General features: G+C 60.5%; 17 protein-coding genes and 1 pseudogene. 7 read left to right on the top strand and 11 right to left on the bottom strand.

Annotation, left to right across the window (positions count from 1 at the left end):
- Positions 1–146 precede the first annotated feature (146 nt).
- A pseudogene (locus FQ182_RS06330) lies at positions 147–314 on the top strand (ATP-binding protein); the annotation flags it as partial.
- Here the strand turns inward: FQ182_RS06330 and FQ182_RS06325 are convergent.
- The 6 genes from FQ182_RS06325 to pbpC all read right to left on the bottom strand — a co-directional run bounded on the left by FQ182_RS06325 (position 311) and on the right by pbpC (position 7,128).
- Positions 311–2,269, bottom strand: coding sequence for a pilus assembly protein TadG-related protein (locus FQ182_RS06325; RefSeq protein WP_149411066.1), 1,959 nt, complete (start codon positions 2,267–2,269; stop codon positions 311–313). The pseudogene FQ182_RS06330 and the gene FQ182_RS06325 sit on opposite strands and share 4 nt — an antisense overlap.
- A 160-nt stretch (positions 2,270–2,429) precedes the next feature.
- Entirely contained in the window at positions 2,430–2,987 is a 558-nt protein-coding gene (locus FQ182_RS06320) for a DUF4136 domain-containing protein (protein WP_149411067.1), read from the bottom strand.
- A gap of 68 nt (positions 2,988–3,055) precedes the next feature.
- Positions 3,056–3,661 carry a DUF4136 domain-containing protein gene (locus FQ182_RS06315; RefSeq protein ID WP_149411068.1) on the bottom strand — a complete coding sequence of 202 codons (606 nt, stop codon included), beginning with the start codon at positions 3,659–3,661 and terminating at the stop codon, positions 3,056–3,058.
- A gap of 24 nt (positions 3,662–3,685) precedes the next feature.
- Entirely contained in the window at positions 3,686–4,435 is a 750-nt protein-coding gene (locus FQ182_RS06310) for a methyltransferase (protein WP_149411069.1), read from the bottom strand.
- Entirely contained in the window at positions 4,428–4,736 is a 309-nt protein-coding gene (locus tag FQ182_RS06305; protein WP_149411070.1) for a MazG-like family protein, read from the bottom strand. The genes FQ182_RS06310 and FQ182_RS06305 overlap by 8 nt, the downstream gene beginning before the upstream one ends.
- 61 nt (positions 4,737–4,797) lie before the next feature.
- Positions 4,798–7,128 (bottom strand): peptidoglycan glycosyltransferase PbpC, encoded by a 2,331-nt coding sequence (pbpC, locus tag FQ182_RS06300; RefSeq protein WP_149411071.1) that lies wholly within the window; start codon positions 7,126–7,128, stop codon positions 4,798–4,800.
- A gap of 99 nt (positions 7,129–7,227) precedes the next feature.
- On the opposite strand from pbpC, the gene FQ182_RS06295 reads away from it, so the two are divergent.
- Complete coding sequence (locus FQ182_RS06295; RefSeq protein WP_133101518.1) at positions 7,228–7,521, top strand: hypothetical protein; 294 nt, start codon at positions 7,228–7,230, stop codon at positions 7,519–7,521.
- 51 nt (positions 7,522–7,572) lie between these two features.
- Here FQ182_RS06295 and FQ182_RS06290 read toward each other — a convergent pair whose 3' ends face one another.
- Positions 7,573–12,471, bottom strand: a complete 4,899-nt coding sequence (locus FQ182_RS06290) for an alpha-2-macroglobulin (protein ID WP_149411072.1) — start codon at positions 12,469–12,471, stop codon at positions 7,573–7,575.
- A 180-nt stretch (positions 12,472–12,651) separates the two neighbouring features.
- On the opposite strand from FQ182_RS06290, the gene FQ182_RS06285 reads away from it, so the two are divergent.
- The gene (locus tag FQ182_RS06285; protein ID WP_149411073.1) at positions 12,652–13,995 is read left to right on the top strand and encodes an MATE family efflux transporter; all 1,344 of its coding nucleotides are present in this window, start codon (positions 12,652–12,654) and stop codon (positions 13,993–13,995) included.
- Positions 13,996–14,058: 63 nt separating this feature from the next.
- Here FQ182_RS06285 and speA read toward each other — a convergent pair whose 3' ends face one another.
- The 4 genes from speA to FQ182_RS06265 form a co-directional block, all read right to left on the bottom strand.
- Positions 14,059–15,972 (bottom strand): arginine decarboxylase, encoded by a 1,914-nt coding sequence (gene speA / locus FQ182_RS06280; protein ID WP_149411074.1) that lies wholly within the window; start codon positions 15,970–15,972, stop codon positions 14,059–14,061.
- 222 nt (positions 15,973–16,194) lie between these two features.
- On the bottom strand, positions 16,195–16,566 hold the full coding sequence (locus FQ182_RS06275) for a translation initiation factor Sui1 (RefSeq protein ID WP_149411075.1): 372 nt from the start codon (positions 16,564–16,566) through the stop codon (positions 16,195–16,197).
- A gap of 307 nt (positions 16,567–16,873) precedes the next feature.
- On the bottom strand, positions 16,874–17,410 hold the full coding sequence (locus FQ182_RS06270) for an NUDIX hydrolase (RefSeq protein WP_149411076.1): 537 nt from the start codon (positions 17,408–17,410) through the stop codon (positions 16,874–16,876).
- 3 nt (positions 17,411–17,413) lie between these two features.
- Positions 17,414–18,481, bottom strand: coding sequence for a DUF2333 family protein (locus tag FQ182_RS06265; protein ID WP_149411077.1), 1,068 nt, complete (start codon positions 18,479–18,481; stop codon positions 17,414–17,416).
- 300 nt (positions 18,482–18,781) lie between these two features.
- Between FQ182_RS06265 and FQ182_RS06260 the strand changes: the two genes are divergently transcribed.
- The 4 genes from FQ182_RS06260 (at position 18,782) to accB (ending at position 23,580) form a co-directional block, all read left to right on the top strand.
- Positions 18,782–20,452 carry a PleD family two-component system response regulator gene (locus tag FQ182_RS06260; RefSeq protein ID WP_149411078.1) on the top strand — a complete coding sequence of 557 codons (1,671 nt, stop codon included), beginning with the start codon at positions 18,782–18,784 and terminating at the stop codon, positions 20,450–20,452.
- A 54-nt stretch (positions 20,453–20,506) separates the two neighbouring features.
- Positions 20,507–22,468: a methyl-accepting chemotaxis protein gene (locus FQ182_RS06255; protein ID WP_149411079.1), complete on the top strand. Its 1,962-nt coding sequence runs from the start codon at positions 20,507–20,509 to the stop codon at positions 22,466–22,468.
- Between the two features lie 176 nt (positions 22,469–22,644).
- On the top strand, positions 22,645–23,100 hold the full coding sequence (gene aroQ, locus FQ182_RS06250; protein WP_133101509.1) for a type II 3-dehydroquinate dehydratase: 456 nt from the start codon (positions 22,645–22,647) through the stop codon (positions 23,098–23,100).
- A 24-nt stretch (positions 23,101–23,124) separates the two neighbouring features.
- Positions 23,125–23,580, top strand: coding sequence for an acetyl-CoA carboxylase biotin carboxyl carrier protein (gene accB / locus FQ182_RS06245; protein WP_133101508.1), 456 nt, complete (start codon positions 23,125–23,127; stop codon positions 23,578–23,580).
- Positions 23,581–23,594: the final 14 nt, after the last annotated feature.

Below are 23,594 nucleotides of genomic sequence, written 5' to 3'. Positions count from 1 at the left end.
GGTAGAGGTACACTTTTTCAACTTTGGCGTCGGGACGCATCATGGTTGCAGGCTCCTGAAAGAGATCGGGAGCACAGCTTCAGGCTTCAACTGACGGATTTGAATGTGGGCACGGTGGATCGCTTACGATTGACCCACGGTTGCTCGAACGGATTTTCGAGCCGTTTTTTACCACCAAGCCGATTGGCGTGGGCACCGGATTGGGGTTGTCGGTGAGCTATGGGATTGTGGAAAACATGGGCGGACGGCTGAGCGTTGCCAACAGTGAGCATGGGGCGAGGTTTTGTGTGGAGTTACCGGTGGTGGGGGGTTAGATCACCAGGTAAGCCTGTCCCATATGGCAACTTAGGTTGGCGCCAATTTCGGCATTTCCCAGGCTGATACCCAGAGCGCTCAGCAGGGTATTGACGAGTGGATCCAGTAGCGGTGCCAGAAGGCCCTGAATCGCTTCCACAAGGATATTGGTAACCGTCGTGAGTAATCCCGCGACTGACGCAAGCGCGCCACTTGATACGGTGCCTGTAGGAGGTGCATAAGTCACTTGAAGGCCGCTCAACGTCGCGCCAAGGCTATTGATGATGTTGACACTGGAAATGCTTTTATAGGTCGGTAGCAAATTCATTTCAGCTACCGGTGAGTAGAACAAACTTTCAGTTCGCTGCCCCACGGTGGATTGCGCTTTCAATAGAAAACCACCACCCACATTTGGTGTGCGTTTAGCACTGCACACCACTATCGCCACACAATGCCTCGTACCAATATCGATCAGCCGTATCGGCTGGACGTCTACCGGCACTAACGAGGAGAAAGCTTTAGTAGGATCAATATTACCGATGGCCAGCGTGGCAAGAGAACTGCTGGCTAGGACCGTTAAAGACTTTGTCGCTGGATTCGCACAACTGAAATCAGTGACATGGCTTTCTCCGCTGGCAGCTTCTATGTAGATGTCCAGTTTGGAGGCGATATCGACATCGGTATATTCACAGGAAATCAGACATAGAACAGCATTCAGCACCCCTGCCAGATTCAGGTGCAACAGACTGTTTACCACTCCGGTCACCGGCGTGGTCAAGCCGACAACCGCCGACGCGATCGAAGAAACGCCCTTTAGTACGGGAATTTCGAGAGATATCAAGGTCCTGACTTGTGCAGTACGCACGAAAATCTGATTAGTCCCCGTCAGCAGGCCTGCCTTTGCCAAGGCTGGGTTTCCGATAGCCGAAAGCTGCGGCGGCTCGATGACTTTCGTTGTTATCGAAGCATTGCCCACCAATGGAATATTCAATTGGAACGCGGCACTCACAGCACTCTTGCTACTCGAGAGCTGGGCCACACCCTGAATCAATTCGAACAACTTCACGTTGGTGTTCAGGGCAGCGGCCGGTGTTCCGGTCGCGACCTTCAATAAGTCCCCAACTTTCAACAGTTGTGTATTCGGGGCAATTGCCTCAATCGAAACTGCATTGTTAATGATGGCCGCTGCCACCGTACCGTTTACTTGCAAGACCTTGACCGCAGCATTGATCAATTGAGTCGGGGATACGGCGGCGTTCAACAACGCCTGATAGTCCCCTGCTGTTACATGTAATTGAATGGCCAACTGATCCAGATAACTGAGCAGATTGACATCGGTATTGGCCAACCCCTCCCAGCCGACAGCAGTGAGAGCAAGGCTACCCCCAAGTAAACCGCCGATTGTCTTATTCAAAATCTCTGACTTGGCGGAGTTGATCGTACCCAACGTGCTTCGAATAGTCAGTTGCGCTACGGGTGGCGCCAGTGCCCCCACCGCCGTCGCCGACAACGTCGTAGTGGTTTGAGGCGTACCGCTGAAGAGGTTCCACACGCCATTGGCGATGCTGTTGGTCACCGTGTGCGACGCCACCACACGAATTGCATCGTTTTTACTGGCGTCGGCGTTAAAGACGCGGATATTGCTGGCGTTGGTCACCAAGGTGCCACACGTCACGGCAAGCCCGCGGCTGTTGTCGTTGGCAATTACGGTGAAGCCATTGCGCGTGGCGTTTTGCTTGGCGTAATCGGTGGCCGTGGTACTGGGCGCGCATTGTCCGCCGCGACCGGCTGCTTCCAGGGCGGCGGTATCGGCAATCGACTGCAACTTGCGCTTTTCCAGGTACAAGCGTCCGCTATCGACCACAAGCAACGTGCACACCAAGGCCAACGCCATTACGCAAACGGCGATCAGGCCAATCGCACCACGTTGCCCGGAATAACCGGCCAGGCGGCCAGAACGAAGTCGGGGAGACATCGAGCACTCCTTTGCCGGCGAACTGCCGAGCGCTTACTCTCCTGTGTTGAACAGCAGTGTAGACAAGGGTTGGGGAGTACGCTGGCATGTCGCCACTTTTACCGACTCCTGGAGTGGTGTGAACTGAAATTTGCGGTATTTTCAGGACCGCTTCAGGTAATCAACGCGGTGGATAGTTGGAAAGAACCTTGGCCACCGTCGCCCGAACAGCCGCACTACGGTCCTGTGGATTAGGCGTGCTGCTCATCATTTGCTCATCGCTGCCGCGCCACACCAGCTTGCCGTCCTTGCCGTCCAGCAGGTCGATCTGAATGGTCGCAACCTTGTAGGTGATGTTGCGGGTTTCGTTGTACATCGGCGCGCCCCAGTATCCGTTCCACGGCCCGCCCCAGGCGCCACCGTAGTTGGTGGTGACTTGTTGCTGGCGATCCTCGACGATCAGGTAAGTCTGCACGTTCAGGTCAGCCTTGGTGCCCGCTGCGGCAGGACGCAAGCCACGCTGTTCCAGTTGCTCGCCTACTGCCTGGCGGATGCGCTGTTCGGTGAGGTCGCTCTTGATCCGCGGATCATCGGGACGGTACTGCAACGCGGGGTCTTTCCAGCTCCAACTGCGGTAGGCACCAAAATCGCGGCTGGCATCAAAGTCGTGGTTGACCTGATTCGTCTGGCAGCCGCCCAGCAGCACGGCAAAAGCAAGCAAAGCGATACGACGCAACATGATTGTTCTCCAAGAGGCTATTTGAGGGCTATCTGAGGCGCTATCTGAGCCTGAGATGAGAATAGTTGTTAACTTGGAGGATACGCCGTCATTGCCTTTTGCACAGCCTGGCGCAAGGCATCACCGCGTTCACTCAGACTTCCCTGGCTGCTGGTTTCAGCGCTGGCGCTCCAGACTGGCTGGCCGCTGCGGGCATCAAACAAATTGACCCGCACCACCACGACCTGCACTTCATAGGTGCGCACCATCGGCACCGAGTTGTACATGCCGTAACCGTTGCCATAGCGGTTGTAGCCGCCGTAGCCATAACCATAGTCGTCCTGGACCTGACGCAGGCGTTTTTCCTGGTGCACATCAGCGCTGACCAACAGGTCGGGCACGCGGTTGTCATGCATCGGGCGCAAGCCGCGTTGATCCAGGGCGCCACTGACCGCTTCGGCAATCTGCGCCGAGTCGGCCCAAGCCGAGCCCGCCGGCAACTGGCCGTTGCGCCAGGCCCAGTTGCGGTAGGCGCCATAGTCGCGCACTGGCGCCGGGTAGGCGCTGGCATCAAAGGTATTGGCTGCCTGGGCAGGCGCCGCAGGAATGGGGTTGGAGGCAGCTACATAAGGGTTGTTGCTCTGGCAGGCGCCAAGCCCCAGGCAGAGCAGGATAAATCCGACACGGCGCTTCATTTCAACCTCCGCAGACTGGGCCGCTTAAACCGGACGGCAGATCCAGTGCAAATAACGCCCAAGTCCGGCAAAGCTTGGGTGTCGACGGTGAGCGAGCTCCATCTCGACTAAATCCTGCAAATTAACGCGGGCCTGGAATTCCACCGGCATATAGTCGTGGAACACCCGCACGCCACTCTGACTTTCGACCTGCCACAGGCCATCTAGTTGCGCCGCCAACTCCCGTGGATCAAGGGGTTGCTGCGGCGTCAGGCTCTGCTTTTCGCCGGCCATGTCGTTCTTGCGCATTTTGCGGAAGTGGCCTTTGAGCAGGTTGCGGTAAATCAGCGCGTCGCGGTTGTAGAAGGCCAGAGACAACCAGCCACCGGGTGCCGTCAGTTGGTGCAGCACCGGCAGGATCCCATGGGGCTCGGCCAGCCACTCCAGCACGGCGTGGCACAACACCAGGTCATAAGGTTCGGTGAGTTGGCCCAGCAGGTCCTGCCAGGGCGCCTGGATAAAGGTGGCCCTCTGACCGGCTTCGGCAAAGCGCTGGCGGGCGCCGTCGAGCATCGGCGCGGCGGGCTCGGCCAGGGTCACCTGATGACCGCGCTCGGCCAGCCACAGCGACATATGACCAAGGCCCGCGCCGATATCCAGCACCCGCAGCGGGCGGTCCGGCAGGGTTTCTATCAAGTCGGCCTGCAACACCGCCAGGCGAATAGCACCCTTGGCGCCACCGTAGATTTTTTCGGCAAAACGGGTGGCAAGCTGGTCGAAATGGCGATCACTCATGGGCAAACCGCCGCTCGCTGTCCGCCAGCTTGGCGCGTACCACTTGATCCATGTCCAGCCCCAGCTCACTGCACAGCAGCAGTAGATACAGCACGATGTCACCGACTTCCTGGCCGGCATGGGCGAGTTTGTCTGCGGGTAGCTGGCGCGATTGGTCTTCGCTCAGCCACTGGAAAATCTCCACCAGTTCGGACATTTCCACGCTGGCGGCCATGGCCAGGTTTTTCGGACTGTGGAATGGCTTCCAGTCGTTGTTATCGCGGATGCGGTGCAGGCGTTCGGTGAGGTGTTCGAGGTTCATGGGGGGCTCCTGAAGGTGTATAGCTTCGGGCGGATGATCGGGGAAGGCAAGCACCTGTGGGTTAGTCAACGACGCTGAATTCGACTCGGGCCGTCTGCCCCGCTTCATCGAGCACGCTGAGTTGGTAGCGGCCCAGTCGTTCGAAGCTGGCGTTGATGCTGTCCTGGTTGGCGCTGTCTCCCAGCGGTGCGCCGTTGAGAAACCACCAGCGCCGGCCGCTGCCGCCCAGGGCGGAGATTTTCAGGCTTAGGCGTTGCAGGCTGGCGGCCGGAAGACGCAGTTGATCGCCCTCGCGTACGCCAACGATGGACAACGGCGACGACGCCGCCAGCGCGGGTGGCGGGCAATCGGGATCATCTGCGGGAATGCGCGCGTCCCGTCGCTCGACCCTGGGCAGCCACGGCTCCAGCGGTGCCGGCCACAGCGCAACGTCCCGAGATACCGCCCCGGGACAATTAGCGGCTACCCGCAGGCCCCTGGCATTGACCCAGATTGTCTCCATCAACCCGACACCCAACGGCTGATCCAATGCCTGCAAGGTCGGCGGCGTGGTCTTGTCCAGCGTCCAGGCGAAGCGTTGGCGGCGGCAGTTAGGATCGCTACGGCTCATCGGTTGACCCAACGGCCAGCAGATCGCCGCGACGCCGACGTTCATCGGCACCGGTTTAACGGGCGCACTGATGCCACGCTGGCTGTCGCGGTTGGTCAATACATCATGCACTTGCAGCATCAAGGGCGCCGCCGAGGCCAGGCCGAACTGGCCCGGCACCGGCGTGCCGTCCGGGCGGCCGATCCACACACCGATCAAGTAACGCGGCCCGACACCAATAGCCCAGGCATCGCGAAAGCCATAACTGGTGCCGGTTTTCCAGGCCAGCACCGGCCGCTGCACCAGCTCGGCCCGAGGGTCACGGTCCGGCCGCGCCTGGCCGCTGAGGATGCGCCGCACAATCCAGGCGGACCCTGGCGACAGTAATGGCCGCTCTCTTAGCGCATCGTCCGGCTGCAAACGAATGTTGGCGCTCTTGCCGTCGCGGGCGAAGGCGCTGTAGCCGCTGACCAGATCTTCCAGACGGCTGCCGGCGCCGCCAAGGATCAGCGCCAGATTTGGTTCGGCCAGGGCCGGCAGCGCCAGGGGCATGCCGCCGATGCGCATTTGCGCGGCAAAGCACTTCGGTCCATAGGCTTCCAGCAATTGCACCGCCGGCAGGTTCAAGGAGCTGGACAACGCTGTACTGGCCGGTACCGCACCGCTGAATCCCATGGAAAAGTTGCCCGGCCGGTAATCACCGTAACGCCGTGGCACGTCCTGCAACAAGGACTCGGAATGAATCAACCCGGCGTCCAGCGCCATGCCATAAAGGAAGGGTTTGAGCGTCGACCCCGGCGAGCGCATGGCGCTGATCATGTCGACATGGCCAAAGCGCCGGGCGTCGTTGATGTCCACTGAACCCAGATAGGCGCGCACCACCATGGTTTCCTCTTCCACCACCAGAATCGCCGCCGAGGTGTGCTCTGGCAGGCGCGCACGCCAGCCCAGCAGCAGGTCTTCGAGGCGACGTTGCAGGGTGGCATCCAGGGTGGTGCGAATCAGCGGTGGGCTGTCGGGACGGTTTAGCCGGCGGGCCAGCAACGGCGCGAGGCTCGGCTCCAGGCGTGGCGCCAGCAACAACGGTTCTTCAAGAGCTTCGTCGACGGCAGATTGCGGCCACACCTGAAACTCAGCCAGCCGGCGTAACACCTTGTCCCGCGCTTGCTGGGCACGCAACGGATGACGATCCGGGCGTAAACGGCTCGGTGCCTGGGGCAACACCGCGAGCAAGGCGGCTTCAGCGTGGGTCAGTTGCTGCGGCGACTTGCCCAGATAAGCCCAACTGGCAGCAGCCACACCCTGCAAGGTGCCGCCGAAGGGCGCGCGATTGAGGTAGAGGTTGAGGATCTGCTCCTTGGACAGGTGCCATTCCAGCTGGGCCGTGCGCCACAGTTGCCGCAGCTTGCCGTGCAAAGTCCGCGAGTGGGGATCGAGCAAGCGCGCCACTTGCATCGACAAGGTGCTGCCGCCGGACACCACCCGCGCACCGGTGAGGTTCTGCCAGGTGGCGCGTACCAACGCGAGCGGGTTAACGCCGGGATGCTGATAAAACCAGCGGTCTTCGTAGGTCAGCAGGGCGTCAAGGTAGTACGGCGAGACTTCGCCGTTTTCCACCGGGTAGCGCCACACGCCGTTGGCATCGGCAAAGCGCCACAGCGGCGTACCGTCTTCAGCCAGCACCACGCGGGCCAGGTCGTCCTTGGGCAGCGGCAACGGCCAGAGACGGTCGGCGAGCCATAACAAGGCAACCACCAGCACCACACTGCCCAGCGTCCAACGCGCAACTAATCGCAAACTCAAACCTGCAAACCTCTATGCTTCAAGGGAACTAGCCCGTGGAATTAACGACCAAAGGCTCAGGTCCGGCAGATACGCCCACCTTTTTATCAGGACACACACATGCAGGTAGAAAGCTTTTTCGAATGGCTGGGCCAGGCGCTCGGTTCCGTCATCCGGTTTATCGTCGATGGGCTCAGTGGGTTGTTCAATGCGTTGACTCATGCCGGCGGCAACTTTATCGAAGGCCTGTCCCGCACCCTGGGCATGGACACCTCGATCATCAGCATCATCACCCTGATCATCGGCCTGATGCTGTTGTACTCGGCGGTTCGCGCCTTTATGCGGGCCTCGATCATCATGGGCATTATCTGGCTGATGCTTGGGTTGTGGCTGTTGAGTTGGGTGGTTCACTAACGACCCAACCTCCTGTGGAGCGAGCTTGCTCGCGCCTACAGGAGGTGTATATCAACGCCCCTTGATCACCATGTCCGCCGGGGTTTCCCCCACTGCCTGCCAGTTCGGCCGATACATCGACTCCACTTGCGGCGGCGGCACACGATAGGTGCCGGGCGTCACCGCACGGGCCAGGTACAGCAGGTGTGTGGTGCCGTAGCCGTCCAGATTCAGCGCCGCCACGTAGCGGTCATCGCGGAACTCCTGATGCTTGAGGGACGCGTTCTGCATCGACTCGCGCCATTCCTTGACCTGGCTGCTGGCGTTTTCCAGGCTGGCGGCACTTTGTGCCAGGTTCTGGTTTTCCAGCTCCAGGCCGGCTGGCAACAAGTCCACCACCAGGGCATCCGGCACCCGCTGCTTATTGGCACTGACTGCCAGGTGCACCAGCACCAGATCACCACTGTTGAGATTGCGCAGGTTCAGCGGCTGGCCATTCATCCCCAGGTATTCACGACGAATACTCAGGTTCTCACCACCAGCGGCCGGTGGCTGCAGTGGATAACCGGAAATGCTCAGTTGCTGGTAGACCGGCTCGCTGCCCTCGTTACGTAAGGTCAGCGGCGAGGCCAGCAACGCACCTTCCAGCTTCAAGCCCGATTGCCCGTTGTTCAGCTCGCGGGTTTCGCCGCCGCTGGTGAACTGGGCGGTCCAGTTGGATTCCGGCTTGCCCAGCAGGCCACGACCAGCGAGGAACAGCGAATTACGCTCCTGGGTCGACAGCCACTGATTGGCGGCCATCTGGTCCGACAGGTCGAACAGCCGCTCCTCGCGCTTGCCCTTGGCCAAGTCGTTCTCTTCCAGCAACGCCAGAATCATCGCCTGGTCCCGAAGCGGGCTGCCGTAGTCGGCCAGCCACTCATTACCTTTACGGGTAGCCGCCAGCCCAGCCACCAAGGCTTGATCGGCACGGGGCTGATCGCCCATTTTTTGCAAGGCGATGGACAGTTGCACCAACGGCAAACCAGAACGGGCGTCGGTACGCCGTTCGAACAAACTGCGCAACGCTCCCAGCGGCGCCTGCTGACTGCGGGCCAGGACCATGCCTGCGTAGGCCTGCACTGCAAAGCGGGTGTGGTCGGCGTTGTCGCTGTAGTCGACTTCGATCAGGTTGCGTTCCTGAACATAACGCAGCAGTCGCTCGCTGGCCTTTTTCAGTGCTTCAGGCGGCACGGCAAAACCTTGCTCGCGAGCCCGCAGCAGGAAGTCGGTGACATAAGCCGTCAGCCAGTACTCTTCCTCACCATCGGCGCCCCACAGACCAAAGCTGCCGTTGTAGCGCTGCATGCCCAGCAGGCGCTCAATGCCTATCTCGATCTTGCGCTTGCGCTCGGCATCCGGCTCACCCTTGAGGCCCAGGCGCGTGAGCACCGCCGCATCGGCATACAACGACGGGTACAGACCGCTGGCGGTTTGCTCCAGGCAACCATAGGGGTAAGCCTTGAGCGCTCGAATCTGTTCACCGAGGTTCAACGGCGGACGGCTCGACAGGCTCAGTAACGCTTCGCGTCCGGCCGGTTCGAACAGCGCCAGTTCGGCGTCTGGCAAGCTCCAGGTTTCATCCTTGAGCACCGCGCGGTATTGCTTGAGCAGCGCCGGATAAGCCGGACGCACGCCCAGGGTCCATTCGCGGGTAAACGGCGGCAGGTTCTCACCCGGCAAGTCGAGGCCATTGACGGTGACCTTGACCTTGCCCTGGCCAAACCCACCCAACGCCCGCACGGGAATCTGCAAGGTGGTGCGCTGGCCTTGAGTCAGTTGCACGCTATGGGATGGCTCGCCGAGCAGGGCCAACTGCCCTTCGGCAGTCAATTGCACATCCAGCTTCTGCGACTTGCCCGACAGGTTGGACAAGTCCAGGGCCAGGCGTGTCTGGTCACCGCCAGCCAGGAAGCGCGGCGCCGACAGCTCGGCAATCAGTGGCGCGGCAATCACCGTCTTGCCTTCGGCCATACCGTAGCGATCGTCACTCCAGGCTTGGGCCATCAGGCGCAGTTCACCGTTGAAGTCGGGGATATTGACGCTGACTTCGCCCTCGCCTTTCTCGTTCAACGTGACCGGCGCGCTCTGCAACGCGACGATGGTCACACTGGTGTCCGGGCGCTTGCCGCCTTTGGCCAGCGCCGCATCGCCGCCGAACGCCAGGCTGGCCAGACGGCCCTGCCCGGCTTCGATCAGTTGGCCATAGATGTCGAACTGGTCCACGCCGTAAGCCTTGCGGCCAAACAGGCTGGAGTACGGGTCCGGGGTCGGGTACTCAGTGATATTGAGAATGCCCACGTCCACCGCTGCCAGCAGCACATGGACTTGTTTCGGCACGCTGCCGTCGGCATTTTTAGCCGTAATCTTCACCGTCAGTGGCTGCTTGGGACGCATTTTTTCCGGTGCTGTGAGCGTCAGGCCAAGCTTGCGCTGGGTGCGATCAAGCGGCAGATGGAGCAAGCCCACTGCACGTTTTGGCGTGATATTGGCCTTGCGCTCGCCAGGGCGAATCACCAGGGCGCTGACGTACAGATCATGACGTGACCATTTCGGATCGAGCTTCACCGCAAAGCTTTTGCCTTCGGCCGGCACATCGATTTCCTGCCACCACAACGGGCCTTCGCTGGATTCCACCAGCAAGTAACCTTTGCCCGCAGCCGGTGGCGTGACCGTAACGTTGGCGGTGTCGCCGTCGCCATAGGCCGGTTTATCCAGCGCCAGCTTGACCTGATCCGGACGCACGGCGCCGCCTTCGGTGTTGTCCTGGGCCTGGTAGCCAGCCCAGAAACGCACGCTGCTGATCAGCCCGGTCTGCGGGTCTTCGACCTCGACACGGTACGGGCCCCACTCCACCTGGAAGCTGACCTTGGCGGTGTCGCCGGCCTTGATGTTGACGGTCTGTTCGTCGAGGTTGAGGAATTTCTCGTTGTAGTGATAGCTCCAGCCGTCGTTGTCCGAGTAGTTCCAGTAATAGTCGCGACGCTCGCGCACCAGTCGCACCTTGAGGTTCTCGGCGGCAAGTTTCTGGCCTTCCTGGTTGGCCACCAGCACTTCGAATTCCGCAGGGCCATCGCCATTGGTCTCGGTGCCGTCGAACAAGCCGCGCAAGCCCGGCAGTTGCTCGGCCGGCCATATCGGTTGCACCAACCGGCGAGTGATCGGGCGACCGCCGGACTCTTGCAGGCTGGCCTGGACGATTAGTTGCAGCGGCGACTTGGCATCGCGCCATTTGCTTTCCAAGGTCAGCAGTTCTTCGCCCTTGGCGTCGAGTACGCTTTCGTCCAGTTCGAAATCCTGGCTCAGTTCTTCTTCAGTCACCGAACCAAACTGATAACCCGGCAGCGACTTGACCGCCTCGCGCAGCGGTCGCACATAGACTTGCCCACTGACCCGATTGCCGGACGCTGGCGCGCCATACAGGTAGCGGCCATTGACGTGAATGGTGGCGTTGTCAGCAGGGCTCAGCGGTGTGTCGCTACCCTTGAGTTCCAGGGCCAGGCGTTCGGGCAGGAAGTCTTCGACGAGGAATTCATAGAGTTGCGGCTTGCCGTCACCCAGGTCGAACACCAACTGCCAGCGCCCGGTCGGCGCTTCACCGGCCAGTTGCAGTTGGTATTGATACAGACCAGAAGCGTCAGCGTCCCAGACAAACTTGCGGCTGACCTGCTCATCGGGGCGACGTACTTCCACGCTCACCGGCTGCGGCTTGACGGCCTGACCGTCCTTGTCCCGTAGCAAGGCGTTGAGCAGCACGGTTTCGCCGGGGCGATACAGGTCACGGGGGCCAAATACAAAAAATTGCAGCGGGTGTGCCGGCTGGCCGCCGATGTCGAACTCCGCCAGGTCCAGAGCAGCACTGTCCAGACGCAGCAGGCTGGTTTGCTCGCCCTGCTTGGCCAGCAGCACCTGGGCCTTTTTCGGCAACGGCAACTGGGCATGGCCGCCCTTCTCGGTTTTACCCTGGCCGAGCACGCGGCCTTCGGCATCGAGGATTTCCAGCTCGACACCGTCCAGAGCCTTGCCGCCTTCCAGGGCCTGGGTGAAGACGTCCAGGCGATTCTGGTAGCGGTGCACCGACAGGCCGATATCACTCAAGGTGAACAGCGTGGCCGGTTGAGAATAGTTGTAGGTGCCCGAGGCGCGCATGACCGCGAGGTAGACGCCAGGCTCTTGCAATTGCTTGAGGCCGGCAATCGGCAGCAACAGGGTTTCACGGGTATTGCGCGCTGGATTGAGGTCAAAGCGGCCGCCATACACCAGGTCGGCCATGGGCAGCAGTTCGCGGGACTCATAACTTTGCAGGCTGGTGTTGCGGCCCCACTGGGCGAGGAACGCCGGCAGGGATTCGGGCTTGATGCGGAAGAATTCGACGTCGATCTTGTCGACGTTCAGCGCAATCACCGGCAGGCCTTCGGCCAAGCGGGTCGGCAACAAGGTGCCACGGCTGGCGAAACCGACGGTGGCTTGCAGGTCACGGGTTTCCAGGCGGCTGACGTACTCGGCGGCGAGCTTGGCGTCGTTGACCCCACGCAGGCCGGCGTCCACGGTCAGCACCAGTTTGCGCTGGGGCTCAAGGTGGCGCAGGCGCAGTTCCATGAGGTTGTCCGACAGCTCCCAGGCCCCATCGACCTTGCCTGCCTTGCTGTCCACCAAATGCAGTTTGCCTTCGAACTTCTGCTCGGGGTCCAGCGGGATCGAGAAACTCACCGACAAGGTACTCGCGCCGTCCAGTTGGACTTCGGACACGTCCACCACACTTAACTCACGACCGGCATAGCGCTGCTTGAGCGCCGCCACGTCTACCGCTGGCTTGACCTGTTTCGGTGCTGTCGCCGCCGCAGGTGCGGGAGGAGCAACCGGTTTATCAGATGAATCGCAGGCGCTCAGCAGGGCCAGCGCGCAAGCCAGGAACAGTCCTTTGTTAAGCATGGGGCACTCGTTGTCAGGGGTGTCTGAGGGGTGAACTATATATCAGTGGCACCAAACCGGCTGTGGCGCTGCTCACATTGACCGACGCAGGGCACTGATCGTTCCCATGCTCCGCGTGGGAATGATCAAGTCGCGTATGCCACAGGCCCAGTTACAATGCTGCTCCCCAAAGGAGTCTGCATGTCCACCCTACTTACCGACTGGCGCCACCGCTCCACCCATCGCCGCGTCTGGGCCCTGGCGGCGCCGATGATTCTGTCGAATATCTCAGTGCCGCTGGTAGCGCTGGTGGACAGCATGGTCATCGGCCATCTGCCCCATGCTCATCAACTCGGTGCCGTGGCCGTCGGCGCCAGCCTGTATACCTTCCTGGCCTGGGCCATGGGTTTTCTGCGCATGGGTTCCACCGGGTTTGCCGCCCAGGCTGCCGGGCGCGGGGATGGTGCGGCGTTGCGGCAGATTCTGTTGCAGGGTTTGCTGCTGGCGCTGGGATTAGCGATGGTGCTGGGGACCATTGGGGTTCCATTGAGCGGCCTGGTACTGGACTGGATGCAACCTTCGCCTGAGTTGAGTCAGCTGACTCGCGAATTTTTCCACACTCGTTTGTTCGGCCTGCCCGCCGCCCTGGCCACTTATGCCTTGGTTGGCTGGTTCCTCGGCACCCAGAACGCCCGCGCACCGCTGGCAATCCTGTTGACCACCAACCTGGTGAACATCGCCCTGAACCTGTGGTTCGTCATGGGCCTGGATTGGGGCGTGGTGGGTTCGGCTCGCGCCTCGGTGATCGCCGAATGGACCGGCGCCCTGCTGGGCCTGGCGCTGACGCAAAAAGCCCTGCGCGCTTACCCCGGCCATATTGCCTGGGCTGCCTTGAAGCTTTGGGCAAGCTGGCGCCCTTTATTGGCGGTCAACCGCGACATCTTTATCCGCAGCCTGGCCCTGCAATCGGTGTTTTTCATGATCACCGTGCAAGGTGCTCGTTTGGGCGATGCCACCGTGGCGGCTAATGCGCTACTGCTCAACGGCCTGTTGCTCACCGCCCATGCACTGGACGGACTGGCCCACGCCGTCGAAGCGCTATGCGGCCATGCCATCGGCGCCCATGACCGTCAGGCCTTGCGCCGCACGCTGGTGGTCGCCTGCGGTTGGTCACTGCTGGCCAGCGCCGCCTTCGCCCTGCTCTTCGCCGTTGCCGGCCACTTGTTTATTGCCATGCAGACCGACATTCCCAGCGTGCGCGAAACGGCGTTCATCTACTTACCGTACCTGGCGGTACTGCCGCTGCTTGCGGTGTGGAGTTATCTGCTGGATGGGCTGTTCATCGGTGCCACCCGTGCGCGCGAAATGCGCAACGGCATGCTGCTGAGTGTCGCCCTTTTGCTACCGTTTGCCTGGGCACTGCAAGGTTTTGGCAATCACGGACTCTGGCTGACCTTCCTGTTGTTCATGGTCCTGCGCAGCGTGATCCTGGCCGCCTTCGCCTGGCACTTGAGCCGCCAGGATCGATGGTTCTCCCAAGGTTGAGTCCGCCGAGCGAACATAAAAAAACCCACCAGCAACGGTGGGTTTTGTTTAGCCGCTAACGACTCAAGACGACAGGTACGAAGACCGCGTCAGCCCCAGACGTAATGCATCGAGGAACTGGGTCCGCTCCGCTGCCGTGATCTTGGCGCTGGCGCACTTGTCACGGTAGTGAGTCATCAACTCTTCCGGCGACAAGTGCACATAGCGCAGCATGTCTTCGATGGTGTCGTGGGTTTCGATCCCAGCGCTGTACACCGAACCGTCCTCCTTCTGGTAGAGGTTCACCGAGTCGGTGTCACCGAACAGGTTGTGCATGTCACCAAGAATTTCCTGGTAGGCGCCCACCAGGAAAATCCCCAGCAGGTAATCCTCTCCTTCGTTCAAAGCATGGACCGGCAGGCTGGTTTCAATGCTCTGCTCGTCGACGTATTGCTTGATCTTGCCGTCGGAGTCGCAGGTCAGGTCTTGCAGCACGGCGCGGCGCATCGGCTCTTCGTCGAGACGGTGCAACGGCAGGATCGGCAGCACCTGGCCGATGGCCCAGGTGTCCGGCAGGCTCTGGAACACCGAGAAGTTGCAGATGTACTTGTCGGCGAGCTTGTCGTTGAGTTCGTCCAACACTTGGCGATGGGAGCGCTGACGAGCCTTCAACGAATTGTGCAGACGGCGGCACACGGCGAAGTAGCACTGCTCGGCCAGGGCTTTTTCTGCCAGGGTCAGTTTGCCGTCGGCGTACTGGGAGGCCACGTCGCTCATGTAGTGGGTGGCGCGCCAGTAGGTTTCGGTGACCATTTCAATGTCGGTCGGACCCAGCAGGTCCGCCAGCCATTGCACGGTCTCCGGCAGATTTTCCCTGTTCTCGATCGCCGGCACGTCGTCGTTGTGTTTCTCGACGTCGGTGACTTGCACCACCAGGATGGCGTGGTGGGCGGTCAGGGAACGGCCGCTCTCGGAGAAAATATTCGGGTGCGGCAGGTTCTGGGCGTCGCAGAATTCTTTGAGCATGCCGACCACGACACCGGCGTAATCGTCCATGTCGTAGTTGATCGAGCTGGCGTTGCGCGAATGAGTACCGTCGTAGTCGACACCCAGGCCGCCGCCGACGTCGATGTGGTCCACCGGCAGGCCGAGGTTGCGCAGTTCGCCGTAGTAACGAATGGCTTCCTTGAACCCGTGCTGGTAGTCCGCCAGGTTGGCGATCTGCGAGCCCATATGGAAGTGCAGCAGGCGAACGCCCTGGTCCAGGCTGGCGGCGCGGAAACGCTCAACCACCGACAACAACTGCGCGGCCGACAAGCCGAACTTGGATTTCTCGCCTCCGGTGTCCGCCCACTTGCTCGACGCCAGCGACGACAGACGCACTCGCAGCCCGATCTGAGGCTTGACCTTGAGGTTGGCGGCTTCTTCGATCACCAGGCCGACTTCGGACTCTTTCTCGATCACGATAAAGACGTTGTGGCCCAGCTTCTGGCCCATCAGCGCCAGGCGGATGAACTCGCGGTCCTTGTAGCCGTTGCAGACGATGGTGCCACCCTTCGGCGCCAGGGCCAGGACTGCCAGCAGTTCCGGCTTGGAGCCGGCTTCCAGGCCGATGGACACGTCCTGGGTGGCGATGATGTTTTCAATCACCGCTTCCTGCTGGTTGACCTTGATCGGGTACAGCGCGGTGTATTTGCTCTGGTATTCCAGGCGCTCGATATTGGCGTCGAAGGCACCGGTCAACTGACGCACGCGGTCTTGAAGAATGTCCGGGAAGCGCACCAACAGAGGCAAGGACAGGCCGCTTTTGCGCAACTGGTCCACTTGCTCGTACAAATCGATGGGTGAACTGCTGGGGCCGTTCGGACGAACTTCGACGCGACCGGCGTCATTGATCGCGAAATACCCGGCCCCCCAATGGCGAATTCCGTAAACACTACGGCTGTCCGCAACTGTCCATTGGCTGCCATCGTCTTTGCGTGTGCGTCGTACGGACATCGAAGTCCCCTATATAAAGTCGAAGAGCGCCACCCAATTCAGAGGCTGGCGCAGTCTAAAGAGTGAAAATGACGATTTGCCTGTGAGAGGGGTAGACCCCACTTGCAGGACAGAGTTTAGACACCAGTCAGGAACAGGCTCTGTGAAAACCATGAGAGCGACGGCCTGGCCTTGAACTGCAAGGCATCGGGCTCATCGGGGAGGTGGTTTTCACAGAGGCTGCTAACCGCCGGACTTCTTCGCCTTGTAACCGAGCTTGATCAGCTCGGCCAACAGCAATTCGACGTGATCGCCCTGGATTTCGATGACCCCGTCTTTCAGGGCGCCACCGGTGCCACAACGCTTCTTCAGCGTGGTGACCAACTCCTTGAGCGCATCCTCGGCCAACGGTACGCCGGTGATGGTCGTCACCGTCTTGCCGCCGCGGCCCTTGCTCTCGCGACGTACGCGGGCAATACCATCGCCTTCAGGGATCAGGGCTTGTTTGCAGGTACAGGCGTCCACGGGCTGGCGACAGTCCGGGCAATGTCGACCTGCGTCGGTGGAAAATACCAGGCCACCAAGGGCGGCGAAGGATGCGGCTTTTTTGGCCACCGGCAATCCTCTTGGGAGGACAAAGACTGATCAGCGCCCGTAAAAGGGTCACCGACCGCGAAGCCCCACTCAGGCAGGGGCAGCGCTACTGAACCGCAAACACTTCAAAAACCTGTAGGAGCGAGCTTGCTCGCGAAAAACCTGAGGACGGTGCGTGCTGTCTGGCAGCCCGCGTTATCGTTGACGTCCTTCGCGAGCAAGCTCGCTCCTACATGATGAAGCAAAGGCGGTTCAGCTTGAAAAGTCGCGCAGTGTAACGACAAAAAGCCCACTTGCTAAGAGTCAAATAGCGCAATTTTATGCAACTTTAGCGACGTGAGGCCAGATAACGATGCAGCGCGGCCAGGGAGTCCGGGCAGTAGGGCTTTTCTTCGATATCCTTGAGCACCGCTTCGACAGGCATGAAGCGCGCTTCCAGCACTTCTTCAGGCTGCAGATGCAAAGGCCCGTCCCACACCGCAGAGAACGCCGAACACCACAGCCGGTTGCCGGTGTCTTCAAAGAAGAAGTGGTCATGGGCGGTCAGTTCAACACCGCTGACGCCCAACTCCTCTTCCAACTCACGGGCCGCCGAATCGGCGTAGGTCTCTCCGGCAGCAACCATGCCGCCCGCGGCCACATCCCAGTAACCGGGGTAAATAGCCTTGCTCAGAGTTCGCCGATGCACACACAGCTCACCGACAGAATTGAACAGCATGATGTAGGTGCCTCGCCCGATCAGGCCACGCTGGCGTAAATCGGAGCGCACCAGAGCGCCGAGCAGGTTGTCCTGCTCGTCGACCCAGGCAATCTGTTCGGCATCCGAGGCCGCACGGTGGGCGGCCTCTTGGGTACTATCAACCATGACTCAACCCTGGTTAAGCAGTTGACGCAAATCGATCACCGCCGCGTTGGCCCGGGAAATATAGTTGGCCATCACCAGCGAGTGGTTAGCCAACACGCCGAAGCCGCTGCCATTGAGGATCATTGGGCTCCACACCGGCTCTTGCGAGGCTTCCAGTTCACGAATGATCTGACGCACGCTGACCGTGGCGTTCTTCTTGGCCAGTACGTCGGCGAAGTCGACTTCGATGGCACGCAACAAATGAGACAGCGCCCAGGCCTGGCCACGCGCCTCATAGAACACGTTGTCGATCTGCATCCATGGGGTTTCCACCACTTCCTCATCGACCTGCGGCACTTCACCCGGCGCCAGGGCTTCGGTTTTCAGTGCGGTATTGAGCTTGACCCGGCCGACGCTGGCCGACAGCCGTTGCGACAACGACCCCAGGCGAGTGGCAACATCACCGAGCCAGTTATTCAGGTTGTCGGCGCGGGCATAAAACAGCGCGCCTTTCTGATTAGGGTCCGACAACCGCGCTTCATAGCGGCTCAGGGAGTTGATGCCATCCTGGTATTCCGATTCGCTGGACGGCAGCACCCAACTCCTGTTGTCGAAGTTGAAGCGCGGCTCAGCCTTGGCCAAGTCCGCATCTTCCGCCGACTGCGACTGGGACCGAGCAAAGTCCTTGCGCAGAGCGCGGGTCAGGTCACGGACCTGGACCAGCACGCCATATTCCCAACTCGGAGTGTTGTCCATCCACAGGCCCGGCGGGAATCGATCATTGGAGATATAACCGCCCGGCTTGTTGAGCAACGTGCCAACGACGGTCTTGAGGGTTTCGACGGTGGTGAAGCCCAACACCATTTGCTTGCCGTCTTTCTCGGCGGCAATCTGGGCGTTCTGCTGGACCGGGAACAAGGCCGGCTCCTGGCTCCAATACCAGCCCAGGCCACCGCTGACCAGCAGGTAAAGGGCCACCAGGGTGAGCAAGGCGCGGCTCATCAGCAGGCCACGCAAATAGCTGCGGGGAGCTGACTTGGGCGCAGGGCTTGGGCCCGGTGCGCTGCCTGCACGGTTTTTCCAGTCCAGCATGGCGATATCCTTTCAATCACTTGAGTTCATGCACTTGAGTCGATGGCGTGCGTTCAATAGCTACGACCATAACCCTACCCCATCGTGCCAGTCTGTGCGGGGCTTTTAAATCAAGGTGGCGCTGGGGCGGCGTTCAACTATAAAGGATGGGCGCTTTTACGTCTGCGCGACCCAGCGATCAGTAAGTGAAAAAGCAGGACCTTGCAGTTAATTGATGTATGACACTCGTGCGAATGGAAAGAGGTGCTAGCATAGGGCCATCAATCGACCTCAGCGTGCACCCTTACTAGTAGTCAGGATATGACCGAGCCAGAAGACCCCAGCCGTGAGCGCCTCAAGCACCATTTTGCCCAGCGGGTAATTCATCAGGCGCGTCAAATTCTTGAGATCTGGCAGCGCCTGCAGCGCAGCGAGTGGTCGAGCGCCGATTTATCCGAACTCAGCGAAGCCAACCTGCGCCTGCTGCGTTTCGCCGAGCGTTTCGAACAGCCGGAACACGGCCAACTGGCACGGCACATCATTGAAGCACTCAAGGCTGTGGACGATAATCGCGGCCGCTTGAGCAGCAACCTGATCACCGAACTCAACCGTTTGATGCAGCGCCTTTCTCGCACCGGCTTGCGCCAGGGCGACCAGCTGGAACAAACCTCACTGCCACCGATGCGCAAACCGATCTACGTGATGCTGGCCGATCACGACCGCGCCGAGCGCCTGGCCAAGCAGCTGGAGTTCTTCGGCTTGAGCGCACAATCCCTGGACAGCGTGGCGGCATTTCGCTCATCCATGGCCGAGCGCTTGCCGGCGGCGATTGTGATGGACGTGGATTTCTGCGGCACAGGCCTGGGCCTGCTATTGGCGGCCGAAGCCCAGGAAGGTCTGGAGCAGAAACTGCCGCTGCTGTTTTTCAGCCTGCACGAAACCGACACCCCGACTCGCCTGGCCGCCGTGCGCGCTGGAGGCCAGGAGTTTCTGACCGGCACGCTGGAAGCATCGAGCCTGCTGGAAAAAATCGAGGTGCTGACCTGCGTCGCCCAGTATGAACCCTATAAAGTGCTGATCATCGACGACTCCCGTGCCCAGGCTATGCACACCGAGCGCCTGCTCAACAGTGCCGGCATCGTCACCCGCACCCTGATCGAGCCGATCCAGGCCATGGCCGAGCTGGCGGACTTCCAGCCTGACCTGATCATCCTCGACATGTACATGCCCGCCTGTACTGGCACCGAATTGGCCAAGGTCATTCGCCACAACGACCGCTATGTCAGCGTGCCGATTATTTACCTGTCGGCCGAAGACGACCTGGACAAGCAACTGGACGCCATGAGTGAAGGCGGCGACGACTTCCTCACCAAACCGATCAAGCCACGGCACCTGATCACCACCGTACGCAACCGCGCAGCAAGGGCCCGGCATCTAAAGGCGCGGATGGTGCGCGACAGCCTGACTGGGCTGTACAACCACACCCATATCCTGCAACTGCTGGAAGACTGCAGCTTCCGCGCCCGTCGCGAGGCCAAGCCGTTGAGTTTTGCCATGCTCGACATCGACCACTTTAAGCGGGTCAACGACAGCCACGGCCATCCCATGGGCGACCGCGTGATCAAGAGCCTAGCGCTGTTTCTCAAGCAGCGACTGCGCAAGACTGACTTTATCGGCCGCTATGGCGGCGAAGAGTTCGCCATCGTCATGCCCGACACCGACATGGACTCTGCCTACAAAGTACTCGATGAAATTCGTGGGCGTTTTGCTGAAATTCATTACCCGGCCCAACCCCAGGACCTCTGGTGCACCTTCAGCGCCGGAGTAGTTGAACTATGCGATGGCTCCGACAGCCTGATGATGGCCGCCCAGGCCGATGAAGCGCTGTACCGCGCCAAGCATGCCGGGCGCAATCGTGTGCAGGCCGCCGAACAATCACGGCAAAGTGCCACCTTTTCATCGGATTCTACTCAGCCTGTCATAACCTTGTAACGAAAGCGCAATAACTTCAGGCACTTATCCTTCTGCCGTTGGTTGAAACCACGCATGCGCCTGAAGCTGCTGACGAATCTGAACACCCTTCTGCTGGTCGCCGTTTGCCTGGCCCTGGGCGCTACGCTCTGGTGGTCGCAACGGGCGCTGGAGCGCCCTTACCTATTGATGGAACGCTATCTGGGCTTGTCTCAGACCTTCCAGAATCAGGCCGCTCGCAATATCGACGACTACCTGGCCAGCGGCGATGCACTGCGCCTGAGCAGCGCCAGCCAGAGCCTGGAAAACCTGCTGCAAGACCTCGACGAACTGCCTCCTGACCTCGCTCACAACCTGCGCCCCAGCCTTGCCGACCTGGATGGTTTCAGCAAGACCGAGCTGCTGGCCGCCGGCAAGCTGGCGGGCGATCCGCAAGCCCTGCTGCTGCAAGCCGAGCGGGAGCTGGGGGCTAACCTGGAGCAACTGAGTCAGTACGCCGCAGGCGTCAATACTCCTGAGGCGGCACGTTATCTACCGCCCTTGCTGGCGGCATCCCAACATTTGGCCAAACTGTCCCTGGCCAGGGACAAGCTGGTCAGCAGTGGACGCAGTGAACTGGCCGACGATGTCGAGCGGGAAGTGGCCAGCATCCGCAGCCAGACTGACTTGCTGGAACAACTGCCATTGCTGGGTGTGACGGGCAACAGCGAGTCCAATAGCGACGACTTCTCGGCGATGATGGGTTTGCAAGGCAGCGAAAAAACCGTGGCCCAGGACACCGGCGTCGACCTCAAGCGCGAACTCAACAGCCTGCTGACCCGCTATCCGGCAGAGCTGAAACGTACCCGCGAGCAAATCCGCCAACGGGGTGAACTGGCCGCTGCCACTCGCCTGAAAATCGACGCAGTGCAACAAGCCATCGCAGCACTGGAGCCCGTGGTGCGGGCCCAGCACGGGCAGATCCAGGGTGAAGTGCGGGTAATGCAGGGTGTGATGATTGGCTTGATCCTGTTGATCGCCCTGCTGATCGACACCTTGCAGCGGCGCCTAGCGCGGGTGCTGACCAATCTGGCGCCGGCGTTGTCGAACTGGGCCGAAGGTGATTTCAGCCAGGCGATAGCATTGGGCGCGACCAACCGCGAACTGCACGACATCGAGGCCTCTCTCAATCGTTTACGGGTTTATCTGGTGAACCTGGTGGGCACCATTCGCGAAAACGCCGAACAAGTAGCCGGCAGCAGCCGGGCCCTCGCTGAACTGAGTGGTGGCCTGCATGACGGTGCCGAGCGCCAGGCCGGTGATACCGCGCAGATTCGTGATTCCCTTGGGGAGCTGGAAGCCACCATTCAACAAGTGGCAGGCGATGCCAGCCAGGCCGCCGGGGCCAGCCGTAGTGCCGGCCAAGCCGTGGAACAAGGCCAGCGGGTGATTGGCTTGAGCCTGACCGGGTTGTACGCGCTGGTCGGGGAGGTCCAGGAGAACGCACAGATGATCGAAAAGCTGGCCGAAGAGTCCGCCACCATTGGCGGTGTATTGACGGTGATCCGCTCGATTGCCGACCAGACCAACCTGCTGGCCCTCAACGCTGCGATCGAAGCGGCCCGTGCCGGTGAGGCCGGCCGCGGGTTTGCCGTGGTCGCTGACGAAGTCCGATCACTGGCCCAGCGCACAGCGGGTGCCACTGCAGAAATCCAGACCCTGATTGCCAACTTGCAAACCGCCGCCCGGCAATCGGTGGAAGGCATGCGCGCCCAGGTCGAACACGCCGAAGCCACCGCCCAGCAAGCCCAGGCCGCCGATGGTGCGCTGGATGAAATCGTCGGCGCGATCCAGACCATTTCCGACACTGCCGTACGCATTGCTGATGCCACCGCCCAGCAAAGCGGCGCGGTCAGTGAGATCCGGGATAACAGTGAGCGGATTCATCAGTTGGGCGAGGATAACTTACTGCGTATTGGCCAGGGTCGTAGCCAGGGCGAGCATTTGCTGGCGCTCGGTGGGCAACTCAATACCGCCGTGCAGGCCTTTCGCGTCTGACATTTCCCACATGGCGTACAGAGTGCTCCCAGTGACCGGATACGATACCCCAGTCACATATTTTGCGTAATCCTCGCTAATCGTGCTGCCTATTGTAGGGAACTGGACAGTCACAAAGGCTTTGCGGCATAGTCGCCGGGTTCTGCCGCACCCACACCAATAACAAGGAACAGCCGATGGCGACCTTACTGGTTCTGCACGGACCCAACCTGAACCTGCTCGGCACCCGTGAACCGGGCGTCTACGGTGCAGTGACCCTCGAACAGATCAACCTCGATCTGGAGCGACGGGCTCGTGATGCCGGCCACCATTTGCTCTACCTGCAAAGCAATGCCGAGTACGAATTGATTGATCGCATTCACGCCGCGCGCAGCGAAGGCGTGGACTTCATCCTGATCAATCCCGCCGCTTTTACGCACACAAGCGTTGCATTACGTGACGCGCTGCTGGCGGTGAGCATCCCATTCATCGAAGTGCATTTATCGAACGTGCACAAACGCGAACCTTTCCGCCATCACTCTTACTTCTCCGACGTTGCAGTAGGAGTGATCTGCGGCCTTGGCGCCAGCGGTTACCGACTGGCCCTGGAGGCCGCCCTGGAACAGCTTGAAGAACAGGCCAAGCGCCCCTGACCGACCCTTGGGAGTTGACGATTCATGGATATCCGTAAAGTTAAGAAATTGATCGAACTGCTGGAAGAATCCGGTATCGACGAGCTGGAAATCAAGGAAGGCGAGGAATCCGTACGGATCAGCCGTCACAGCAAGACCCCGGCCCAACAGTTCTACGCGCCACAGATGCAAGCACCGGCACCTGCCCCAGTGGCCGCTGCTCCGGTTGCTACTGTCGCTGAAGCCCCAGCAGCACCGAAACTGAACGGTTTCGTGGTCAAGTCGCCAATGGTCGGTACGTTCTACCGCACCCCGGCACCGACCTCGCCAGCCTTTGCTGAAATCGGCCAGACCGTCAAAGTGGGCGACACCATCTGCATCGTTGAAGCGATGAAGATGATGAACCACATCCAGGCTGAAAAAGCCGGTGTGATCGAATCCATCCTGGTAGAAAACGGTCAGCCGGTTGAATTCGACCAACCGCTGTTCACCATCGTTTGAACCGCGGAGAACCA

This window comes from Pseudomonas sp. ANT_H4, from assembly GCF_008369295.1.
GTDB lineage: Bacteria > Pseudomonadota > Gammaproteobacteria > Pseudomonadales > Pseudomonadaceae > Aquipseudomonas.
The sequence above is the reverse complement of the archived record's forward strand: the minus strand, read 5'-3'. Positions and strand labels throughout refer to the sequence as shown.